The organism is Mastigocoleus testarum BC008, from assembly GCF_001456025.1.
GTDB lineage: Bacteria > Cyanobacteriota > Cyanobacteriia > Cyanobacteriales > Nostocaceae > Mastigocoleus > Mastigocoleus testarum.
In genome coordinates, this window is the sequence record NZ_LMTZ01000081.1 from 1 (window position 1) to 10,882 (window position 10,882).

Sequence of the window (10,882 nt, forward strand, 5' to 3'; positions counted from 1 at the left end):
AACAACTCGAGAATTTTGGAACACTGCGAGAAGCCATGGAGCATGTCTTGACTTTAGCGTCCTAGCTAACCTGGCGGTTGCTATAATAAAATAATCAAAAATAAAAATGATAATCATTGTAGAGATGGGGCATCAGTGTTGCCGTCGGCAGCACTGATGCCCCAAATTATAGTAAATTCAATAATGCATAGTTAAAGTTTTTGGGTGGTAAAACTGTCTATGGAATTAACTGAAGAGGTGAAAGATTTACTCAAAGAAACAGCATCTCAATTAAAAGGTGCAGCAAGACGACGTTTCCAGGCACAAACTGTAATTTCTTTAGGGTACGGAGGACAATTATTAGCTCAAGAAGAATTAGGATGGGATAGAAATACTATCCGCAAAGGGATTAGAGAACTTACCAGTGGGTACTAGGCCAAATAAACCATCAATGTCTCTGCGGACAAACCAAAGAGGTACTTTGGTTGTAGCGACTTCCATTTGACTTTGCTTATTTAATTGTAATGGTTTTGTCGCTTTTAGAATACCAGCAATGGTGTAGGGGATGGTAGTTTATTTATTGGAAGGCCCTTGGGACGCCTTCTTCACACAACAAAATGCCTCCAGGAAAGTGATGTAGAATTAATATACTTGATTCCCAGAAGCGTTTTTTAAATTTAAGGAAAGAAATTTAGAAGCGGTTGCTTCGACGACGACCACCACCAAATGAGCTTCTGTCTTCACGAGGTCTAGCTTTGTTGACCTTTAGACTCCGACCCATCCATTCTGCTCCATCTAAAGCTTGAATAGCTTTATCTTCGTCTACTTCAGATTTCATTTCTACAAAAGCAAATCCTCGGACGCGACCTGTTTCCCGATCAGTGGGAATATGAACCCGTTTAACAGTTCCATATTCGGCAAAGACTTCATTTAAGTCTTCTTGATTAATTTCGTAAGATAAATTACCTACATAGATTGACATATTTTTATTGTCTTCTCAATGAGTGTTGTGTTTAGAGAGACAAGATTATTGGAAAAGCAATAGCTCAATACTTTATGGGAAAAAACCTTGATACTGAATGCAAACTTAATCGTTAATCTTTTGATTCTCAATTTCAATTATAACATTATTAAAGACACTGAATTAAAAGATACTCTTAGGTATGAAGGTGCTACCAGTGAGTCTTATGTCGAGGAAGAACTTTTACGTGAAGACATTAATAAATTGCTATCAGAGCTAACTCCTAAAGAATAGAAAATCATAACTTTGTGCTTTGGTTTAATTAATTAATATTAAAAGTAATTGCTTAACGTTATGTTCTTATTTTAAATAATATTGATAGTAGTAATTTTCACGTAGTGAAACCTGATATTAACTATTAGTAATTTAGTAATTATAATAGCAGATAAAATACCTGCTGGCTCTGATATGATTGTTGAGTTTTTTAGTGCAACAGTACCTCTTGGCAACTTCCTACTCTCAATAGGGTAATAGTTTTGAAACCCAAAATCGAGGAATCAGCGTAAACTTATGTGTCATTTACTTACGATTGAAATAGAAAGTGATATATTAATAATTGAAGTCTAAAAGACTTCCCTGACAGAGATTACAGGTTTAACCAAATTTAATTAAGGAGGTCAAACAGTCTGTTTTATCTAGTATCTGTCTCGTTAAATAAAAATGGTAACACTCATCTAAAAAGCTGATATTTCCTCAAGTGTAAAAGAGGGAGTTAATTAACTATTATTTCAAATAGTTAAACTCCAAACTGGATTTATTAAAAGAGGAGATACTTCAGTGAGTATAGCTTGGGTGTTATTGTTTTGAGAGTCAAAAATATGATGCAGCAAAGAGTAACAGTAAATCCTTCATATCGTCTCGGTCTAAATTTGGTAGGTAATTATTTTTACTCTAATTGCCAGCCATATTTATGATCTATTGTTTTAAAGTAGATATGGTATTTAAGTATTTGCAGTTTGATGTTTGCATAAAGAAGTTGCAGTTAGTGCTTCAATATTAGTGAATTTTTTATTTAGCAGAATAAATAAAGATTTTAGTATTTAAGCGATTTATGTTGGCTTTGGTTATTCACTGCAGGTTTTGCCTAAGTGTTGTGTGACTGTAGTGATTAAGTTGAGAGACCTTGGTTGGAAGAAAGGAAGATTTAGATCACATCAGTGATTGAGTGTGAATAGTATGTTGATAAAAGGTTATTGAAATCACATAAATATTTCTGGGTAAGATTTGTGTGATTTATAAGTACCCCTGTTCTTCTTGCACCGAGTCTTGCACAGCTAGAAAAGTAAGACCACACCAAAACATTAAATCCCCGGTAAGCCATATGGGTAAATCGGGAATTTTTTTATTGCTTTGATCTAGAATTTATCCACTTTTGATCTGATTCAACCATTGTACAAAACGATAAGAAATACCTGTACGGAATGCTTCCAATGCTTGCAGGAAAAGTCTTCAAAGGTTTATCCCGGATTTCTCACAAAGAATGTTTGAGAAGCTGTAACCCTTGTCTGCTGAAAACCAAGCAGAGTAAGCTTTTCAACAGACAGTGTGTTGTTTTTCGGGACTGATTTCGAGTAGGGTCAAACCAAGATGACATAAGGTTTTCAGCCTTTGCAGTCACAAAATTTGTGAGAAATACTACGTTCGTCTACTCCAATTGTTCGTAAAGTTAGTTGTAGCTCTTGTTCATACAACTATCTCGAGAAAAAAAATTACATTTCTTTACTTAGAAGTGCATAAGTTGACTCTGCTTACACTAATACAAATATAGAAAAATTTCTTATTGGTGCTGAATTTCCGTTGTGTAAATAGAGTAAAGCTTTATACAGAGGACTCTCTTATGTCAAACATAAGTTCTATCTTTATAAATTCAATATCTCTATGACGGCAATATTTATATGACTAAAAAAATAGTCATTTCAGTTTAAAGAGATGAAAACTAAAGAGGTAAAAGCAATGGATGATAAATCCCCAGTTCTAGATGTCCAAGAAGCAAAAGCAGTATTTGCTTTTGGGTACTTGATTCTCTATGTCAAAGGAGACAAGTCAACTCCCTGTCATAATATTGATATAGAACGTAGTCTCCTGACAGTGGAACCTCCCACATTCATCGTGACCCAGACTTTACCAGCAGGAACAATCTGTACACAGGTAGTAACACCATTCGAGTTCTCTAAATCATTCTTTATTGGAGTATTCCGAGATAGTATCAAGATTGTAGATTCCCAAGAAACAAAAGAGATTCTTGTGAAGCAATTTAAATAGGAAACTAATCTTATCTGAAGATTTAGTTTTCGCTGTTTTTGATTGACAAATAAAGTCCTCATTAAGCATTTACTTAGTATGAGGACTTTTGGTTGCTCAGTTTACCAGGAAAGGCAGAAGGTTTGTACGCACTACCTGTTTGCTCGCATCTTAACAAACGACAAGTGAATTTTGTTTTAATTTTTTAATCCATTCTAAAGACGATGAATTGGTAATTGAATGCTCTTTTTACAAGGTGAGGAAATAATTTAACATATCAGTTTCTAGAATCATGATACATAGTGGGTGGAATCCAACAAGAAGGAACAAAAAGATTGGTACAAAGGAACATGGCTATTCACAAAATAACAGGTTGGTTATTCCGGAGAGGTCGCAAGATGACTTTATTTATTGGGAACGTTTAATAGATCCAGTAGCATGTTCCCTAGAAGTAAAAGGACATCAAATAGCTCTATTAGTTGAAGCAACTAAACAAGGATATGTTCATATATAGTTGTACGCCTGGGGACATTATTAGAATCCTGGAACTGATAGAGCATAAACATTTGAAATTAATTAAACTATTGATTTTGCGACAACCAACAAAAAAACAAGAAATATTACGACCTGTTTGGGGTCTGTTTACAAGTAATGAATAGCTGGTATTGCAACTAATCTTTACTTGATGGTTTAACTTGGTTTGAGCATATCAAAACATGAGAATAGTATAAGGTAATTTAATTTACAACTATTAAGAGTCAGGAAGTTTGGTAAAGAAACATTTGTCTTAAAATTTTTAGGAATAAGTGTAATTTATTTTACGTAATTAAGGAGGGAAGTAATGTTAAATCTGGCAAAGATGGGGTTTAGTTTATTGATTGTATCTGCAGTTTCTTTAATACCTCGAGTGAGTTCAGGAGCCAATAGTGAATTCAATCTCAGTTGACGAATGGCACAATACATTACTACTCAGTACTGATGCTTGAACATCTTCAAACATACGGTCAAGTTGACGTTGTAGTGAAGTCATTTCTGCCCAAGGGTAACGTACAATAGCCATAGTTTTTAACTCCTAGCTTTTTGTTTAATCAATTCAGGTTTAATTGGTTCCTTGGAAGACGCGCGGCAGCTAGCGCCTAGCAAAGCGTAACGTAGTTATTGCGTGCCGTAGGCATTGCGCCACGAATGATGTCAGCAAGTGCATAAGTTGATCTTGATTATAACTATGATGAATCAGAAATACATCATAAGGAGTTTATGTCAAGCTATGTCTGCTACCGAAAAAGAATCTCACTGTGTTGAGACCTTACACGGTCTTACCGTAAATAGGAAAGAATTACTATACCCCTAAGGAAATGATTTGAGTGCGAAAATATCAAATTAGTTCAAGGAAGATATCACATGACTATCAACAACCCAAACAGAAAAAAAATAAACAAGTACATTAGCAGAGTCAGCAAATGGCTGACAATTGTAGCAGTAGTTATCACGCTTGTACAAACCATAGTTCTTCCTGCCAATGCCGTAACCATAGCCCCAGGCAAGGAGATCGTAGGCCCACCATCATGTCCCCAAATTGAGATCAGCACCACTGCAGGTGGTGATACTAAGGTTAGCACTACCACAGGTTATGATAAGGGTATGACAGGAGTATACGCAATAACACTTGCCAATTCACCCACCCCATTAACCAATCGAAATTTTGTCCCATCTGATCGGGGAGCTATCGATAGTTATTTCCCTCCCGGTGCACAACAAGTAAAGGTAAAAAACATAGGAGAAGTTGAAATAGACCTGGGGTTCGTTTGCGACTGACCTCTGAGATGAGGAAAAGTTTTCAACTTCAATTCCTAGTATCACGGATGGGGTCAAAACCTATTGGGAAGGATAAGATGGAGTGACTGGGCACGAGGACAAACAAGACTATAGCCGCCATTAAGTTTAAATTCAAGAAGTGGTCTTTGACTCATATCTTGCACCTGTGAGTATTAACCCAGATAAATTCAAAATACGTGCCATAACGCTACCTAATTTTTATGACTTTATATCGCTAAGGCACCGTGTAAAAATAAGTTGAACAAGTCTTTTTTGTACGGCACGTGCCAATGACCGTGGCGTTTGAACGCAGCAAGCTGAACGGGCGCGCCCGCGGGGCGATGCCTCCGGCGATGCCCATAGGGCTTATCCGGCGTAGCCACTCCGTTCGGCTTTGCCGCGTAAACAGGGAGATATCTGTCTGGGCAAAGAGATGAACCGCAAACTAACGTTTGAATACGCGTTTGGTTATGTTTGGACGCGGCGTAGCCGTTTGGACGCACTCCGTGAACGCCGTACCGGCGCGTGCTAACACGTAGTGCGTTCAAAGACTTGTTCAACTTATTAATGCATAACTCCTAAGTTAAGGGTTCTGGCTTTTTACTGAGTAATACATTCACATCAACTTTTGTTGGTGCAAGATGTAAGCGCCCCAGGAGGGGAAGTCAAAAATCAAAAGTCAAAAGCATTAAATCCCCTCCCAACGAATGAAACTAGCACATTTTTTTGGCTTGGGCTCAAACCTTTGTTATGTAAGGGTTTGAAAATGTGCAAGTTAAGAGTTGAAGTAAGTCGCTCTTATAAAGTACCATGCAGACATCCATTTCTTGTTGAAAGTGGATAGTTTGTGATGTTGCATTTATTGGGTTCGTAACGCTTATTGAATCAGAAAAAGGAGTTATTATATGAGCAAGTATCTGGAAAATTAGAGTGTAAAATAATTAACTAACCTGTTGCAAACTAAACTCAATCAATTCATCCCGCCATCGCTTAACCCCTTCAACACCACTCCCATTCGCAACACAACCAAACTCCTCAACAGGGTAACCATTTTGACTAGCCCACTGCCAACAAATCGATCTAACAAATCCATCAACAACCTCATCGCTCAACGAGTTAAAATTGGTAAAGTTGTTTTGATGTAACCACTGCCTAGCAAGCTCTAGAGGATAATCGAGTAGCGCACAAATTTTCTTAACTCGCTCATTTTGACTAACTCGCGCATTTTGGGAAACCTTATTCTGTACTAACTTTTGTGGTTTATTAGATGTTGATTTAGTAGAGGAAGAATGATTTCCGTCGTCGTCCTCATCTGCGATAATACTGAGCATTGCACAAATTGCGTATCTCCTCGCGTAAGTGATAGCCGCACCAAGCTTCTGTGAATCAGTAGTTTCTGGAAGCGGATAGTTGCTCTGTAGAAATTCCCCAGACTCATGATAAAGAAAAGTTTGTAGAGTGTACCCTTCTACGACCTGAACAATAGTCAAACCCTTTTCTGCTAAAGCGTTTTCAGTTGCATCAAGAACAGCGTCGAGTGTTGCATATCTACTCTTGAAGTACGGATTAACAGCATCCTTGCTAATTTTCTTAAAGTTCTTTTTAGCTTTGATGAGCGCAGGTATTATTTGTTGCATTATCATTGAAGACAAAAAGGTGCAGAGTGTAGGTAGTGGTAAGCCGTGTGAGGAGGATAAACAGCATTTTCCACTACTTATTTTTTGTTGAATTCTACGGATGTATAGTTATGCAGTTGTATAAAAGATATTTATTTCCCCAGTCCTGATCTGGGGCTTTAATCTCACGCAACCTGTAACGCTAAGGATTCTGGAATAATCTCCAAATCTTCTGCATAGTGAGTGTTGAATTTTCCATCTTCCCAGGCAACTGAGATTAATCCAGGAGTAAGACGAGTTACCACACCAGCCTTACTACAGTAGGCAGAATAAAGATCCACCCCACGTACTTTCTCTCCAATCTCAAAATCAAGAGGTCGAGATCCACGCCCTAATCTTTGATATATCTCATCTTGAATTGATTCAGGCAACCAGTTGAGTTTTTCAAATTCCCCAGTTCTCTCAATGTGGATCTCATAAATATCTGCAATCACGCCTGCATCATCCGCATCTTTTATATTGCTGGGATTACATCCAGAAATTTCCTCCAATTGCTCAACAGTTTTACAGTCAGATATTTTCTTCTCATTAATATCTGATTTATCTTCAATACCAAACTCTACTTCTTCTGCATGTAATATAGATGCAGAATTTACTTTAGACAGGGACAGCGCAGTTTCTTGAGGAAGATTTTCTTCTCTGGAAATTGCGTTATTTTCTCCAAGCTTCATCAACACTAAGCTTGCGAAAGGTACCCATTGAAGGTCTGACTTGTCACCTGTCCTTGCAATGTAGTCCACACACAGATTTTCTAAACTGTCACAGAATTGAGTTTTAGAGTTTTCTTTGTTACCAGCACTAGCATTTGCAACTTTGATTAGTGCTTCAATTTTGTTACCATCACCTTGGGCATATTCACGAATTGTCTCCCATTTAATATTCCCCAACTTCTTTGGACTGTTATGAATTGCAAAAAACTCAGATGCTGTTTGCTGCAAACTTTGTTCTAATTCCTGTTCAATTCTTTTATTCATTGCCTCAGTAGCAACTTTATCAAAGGTTGGAGAATTCAACCAAGCTAAATCACTGGTGTTTCCAGTGCGTAATACGTAATCCCCAAACAAACCTGGTAATGCAGTCTTGACAGTTAACTTTTTCTTCAGCTTCGACATGCTGATTTCTTTGAGGATGTCAGAATCTCCCTGTGCTATGTTCTGAAAATCTTCCCAAGTGGTTGTTTTGACTTTGTAGGACTTGATAAATTGATGTGCGCGTTCTTGAGGTGGAACGTAGTCCTTACCAACAACAACTTCCTCTACTTCTAAATCTAACTGGGGTGTTTGTGGGGGATTCTCACTGGTTAATTTTTCTTTTCCTTCTACATCACCAGACTGGATAAATCGTAATTGACCTGTGAAGAAATTTTCTTTACTACCATCTGGCATTCTGCATACAAAATGACCTGATTTTTCACCAAGAGGATAGCCACAAATTTTTACTACTTTACCTGTACCAATAACTTGAACAACATCATTAACTTTCCAAGATGCTTTAGGAATCGCTTGTTCAGCTTGAGTTTGCACCATTTTTGTTGCTTGGTTTTTCTGCCACTCAAGACTTTGATTTGCACTTTGCAATTCTGCAACCATAGATTCTAGCTGTGCTATCCTCTCTTTGTATGCTCCATCTTTTTCTGTTGTCAAAACTAGCTTTTCACTGTTTAATTGAATATTTTCTTGGGAGTAAAAATTATTTTCTGCAACCAGAGCTTCTATTTGCTTTTTGTAACCTTCTATTTCTTCCGTTAAATTTTTGATTTGAATTTCCAGATTTTCTATATGTAAGTTCCCCTCTTGCCAATTACTATCTAAATCATCACTTACACTATCTAATTTTTCTTTTACTTTTCTTAATTCGTCATTTTGAAGGAACAATTCTTTATTACTTTGAATTGTCATTTCAAGCTTTGATTCTACTTCCTGTTTATCATATTTTAACTGTTGGTATTGTTGATCCAAAGATGCAAGTTCATGCTGTGAATTCTCTAATCTTATTGCCAGTCCTTTTACATCGACTGAAGTATTTTCTAATCCCCAAATTTGAGAAAGCGCACTTCTCAAACCACTCCATCCTTCTGGTTGTAAACCATTCTTTCTCAAGGATTCATTTAAATCTCGTGATAATTCTATATGTGCAACGGTCTTATCCTTTACTTCCTTGCAAAGTCTAATCCTCTCTTGCATCTCTTGGATTACTTTTTCTGCTTCTGTTACTGCTGAAAATTCTAATAACATCTTGATTCCCCTTTTTTACTAACAATTCAACTGAATTAATAAGCAAAAATATGAATGAGAATAATGACAATGAATCCAATTTTTGCTTATTTTTTAATATTTTTTATGCTGACTGCACTTTAGTCATGTGGTCTTGTGGTGCCCAGAGCCTTACTTGTTCTAACGGTATTGAAGAATCAAAATTTTCTGGTATTTCAGTGTCCGTATAAGGAGAGGTCTGCTTCATTGTTTCTATCTCTTCTGGTGCCATAATCTGTAAATGTGCCCAGTGAACTTGAAATCCCCAGGTTACGCATACCGACCACAACATATAGTTGAAGTCATTCTCTAGTACCCCATCTCTGTACAACTTGACCAATTCTCTCGAAGTAAATTTTTGTACCTCTTGAGTGAATAAATTAAAGTCTTCAGCAGTGATCGCTTTAACAAGTAATTCTTGACTCTTGCCCAATGTATCAGGAATTCCCCTATCTACTGCCGATGTAAATGAACAAAAAAACGTAATTATGGCGATTTTAAGACTAGGCTCGGTGGAGTTAAGTGAAGCAGATATCGATAAATTTATTGTTTGGTGCCGTTTATCTGGAAAATCTGTGAGAGCGAAATTGGCAACGATAATCATGTATTACATGGCTAAAAAGGAAAAGGATTATCGTGCAAAACTTGTATATACAGCAAACAAATACGGTTTATCTCCAGAAGAAACATTCAAAAGATTATTGAACAATGAAGAATTGGGTGAATCTTTAGAAGATTTTGAAGTTGAATTAGATTGGGCTGATGAAACTGAAGGTAAAGATGTAGATGTTTAAAAAATGTAAACCTACTTAAATTCATTTCTAAAATAAACGATATGTATCACAATGCTTTGTTAGGTCACAGTATCATCTTATCCATGTCTATAAAAATAAAAATTATGTTAGCTGCTATAAATGCTAAAAACTTCCAATATTTAACATGCATATCCAGCATCTTTATCAAGCTGGCACTAGCAACTAGACTTTATCAAATATCAATTCCCACAAAAATCAAAATGACACAAACATTAGTAAGGAGCATTTTGTTACATATAAAAATAATTGACCACTTCTCATCAGAATGCTCCCAAACATGATATGGTGCTTCTATATCTATATCAAAAAGGAGGTTCGATAAATATATTAAAAATGGTAAAAACTTTATATAGAGCCGGTATTTTATCTAGAAGTGTGACTAGTTTAGTTTGGCGACTGACAATCACACCCTAGAAAAATACAGCTTTCGATGAGGTTTCCATAATGGGAGTCCTCTTAAAATAGTCCTCCGCTTTGTGTCCACAAGATATGTGGGTCACAGGGGTACACCTTTGTTTTTAATCCTATCACAAAGGTGTCAAAATCGTATGCTTGTTCATCAAAAAAATGATGAAAAGGCTTCACTTCAAGGTTTTCACCTTTGTCAAAAAGCTTAAAAATCTTGAATAACTCAAAGCTAAGAACTTGGAAAAGGAAAAGTTATTCCTCCGGTTTGACGACGCTGTTACATTTAAAATTATTCCTGCCTAAGGAACAACTTACAGACAACGTGTGACCCCCAGAGGGAAACACAAATTAAAAACCACTTCGAATGTAACAAGGCTTTAATAATAAAGACAATTCCCTACGATACAAATTGCTAATGAATAGCAATAGAAGTGTCAAATTACATGCATGAATCAATGTATTAACTGCATATAATTACTTAAATCAAATATCAGTCTTTATTGGTTGAACCGGTGTGGGTAACTCCAAACAACAAAATTGGAGTACAACACACATGCATTTCTACCGAAGAGTATTAAGATTACAGATCGGAATGGCACTAAGAAAAGCTGGAACCCTTGTGGTTTAAACAGTCTGTAATTGCTTATTTAATTCATGCCGTGGTTTTGTCATCAA

At 36.6% G+C, this 10,882-nt stretch carries 10 protein-coding genes and 1 pseudogene; 6 read left to right on the plus strand and 5 right to left on the minus strand.

Features of this window, described 5'->3' with window-relative positions:
* Nucleotides 1-219: 219 nt before the first annotated feature.
* Nucleotides 220-408: pseudogene (locus BC008_RS12685) on the plus strand (ISAzo13-like element ISMae28 family transposase); the annotation flags it as partial.
* 262 nt (nucleotides 409-670) lie between these two features.
* Here the strand turns inward: BC008_RS12685 and BC008_RS12690 are convergent.
* Nucleotides 671-961 (minus strand): RNA recognition motif domain-containing protein, encoded by a 291-nt coding sequence (locus BC008_RS12690; RefSeq protein ID WP_027846568.1) that lies wholly within the window; start codon nucleotides 959-961, stop codon nucleotides 671-673.
* A gap of 87 nt (nucleotides 962-1,048) precedes the next feature.
* Here BC008_RS12690 and BC008_RS12695 point away from each other — a divergent pair, with 87 nt between their 5' ends.
* The 3 genes from BC008_RS12695 to BC008_RS12705 all read left to right on the plus strand — a co-directional run bounded on the left by BC008_RS12695 (nucleotide 1,049) and on the right by BC008_RS12705 (nucleotide 3,755).
* On the plus strand, nucleotides 1,049-1,234 hold the full coding sequence (locus BC008_RS12695; RefSeq protein WP_027846567.1) for a hypothetical protein: 186 nt from the start codon (nucleotides 1,049-1,051) through the stop codon (nucleotides 1,232-1,234).
* Nucleotides 1,235-2,953: 1,719 nt separating this feature from the next.
* Nucleotides 2,954-3,262, plus strand: a complete 309-nt coding sequence (locus tag BC008_RS12700) for a hypothetical protein (protein WP_161938111.1) — start codon at nucleotides 2,954-2,956, stop codon at nucleotides 3,260-3,262.
* A gap of 271 nt (nucleotides 3,263-3,533) precedes the next feature.
* On the plus strand, nucleotides 3,534-3,755 hold the full coding sequence (locus BC008_RS12705; RefSeq protein WP_058183575.1) for a hypothetical protein: 222 nt from the start codon (nucleotides 3,534-3,536) through the stop codon (nucleotides 3,753-3,755).
* A gap of 399 nt (nucleotides 3,756-4,154) precedes the next feature.
* Here the strand turns inward: BC008_RS12705 and BC008_RS50470 are convergent, their stop codons facing one another.
* Nucleotides 4,155-4,301 carry a hypothetical protein gene (locus tag BC008_RS50470; protein ID WP_201026120.1) on the minus strand — a complete coding sequence of 49 codons (147 nt, stop codon included), beginning with the start codon at nucleotides 4,299-4,301 and terminating at the stop codon, nucleotides 4,155-4,157.
* A gap of 341 nt (nucleotides 4,302-4,642) precedes the next feature.
* Between BC008_RS50470 and BC008_RS12710 the strand changes: the two genes are divergently transcribed.
* Nucleotides 4,643-5,056 (plus strand): hypothetical protein, encoded by a 414-nt coding sequence (locus BC008_RS12710; RefSeq protein WP_058183576.1) that lies wholly within the window; start codon nucleotides 4,643-4,645, stop codon nucleotides 5,054-5,056.
* Nucleotides 5,057-5,997: 941 nt separating this feature from the next.
* Here the strand turns inward: BC008_RS12710 and BC008_RS12720 are convergent.
* The 3 genes from BC008_RS12720 to BC008_RS12730 all read right to left on the minus strand — a co-directional run bounded on the left by BC008_RS12720 (nucleotide 5,998) and on the right by BC008_RS12730 (nucleotide 9,417).
* The gene (locus BC008_RS12720) at nucleotides 5,998-6,693 is read right to left on the minus strand and encodes an ERF family protein (protein WP_058183578.1); all 696 of its coding nucleotides are present in this window, start codon (nucleotides 6,691-6,693) and stop codon (nucleotides 5,998-6,000) included.
* A 164-nt stretch (nucleotides 6,694-6,857) separates the two neighbouring features.
* Nucleotides 6,858-8,966, minus strand: coding sequence for a coiled-coil domain-containing protein (locus BC008_RS12725; RefSeq protein ID WP_058183579.1), 2,109 nt, complete (start codon nucleotides 8,964-8,966; stop codon nucleotides 6,858-6,860).
* Nucleotides 8,967-9,069: 103 nt separating this feature from the next.
* Nucleotides 9,070-9,417 carry a hypothetical protein gene (locus BC008_RS12730; RefSeq protein WP_153009577.1) on the minus strand — a complete coding sequence of 116 codons (348 nt, stop codon included), beginning with the start codon at nucleotides 9,415-9,417 and terminating at the stop codon, nucleotides 9,070-9,072.
* On the opposite strand from BC008_RS12730, the gene BC008_RS48275 reads away from it, so the two are divergent.
* Nucleotides 9,410-9,778 (plus strand): hypothetical protein, encoded by a 369-nt coding sequence (locus BC008_RS48275; RefSeq protein ID WP_153009578.1) that lies wholly within the window; start codon nucleotides 9,410-9,412, stop codon nucleotides 9,776-9,778. The two genes, BC008_RS12730 and BC008_RS48275, sit on opposite strands and share 8 nt — an antisense overlap.
* Nucleotides 9,779-10,882: the final 1,104 nt, after the last annotated feature.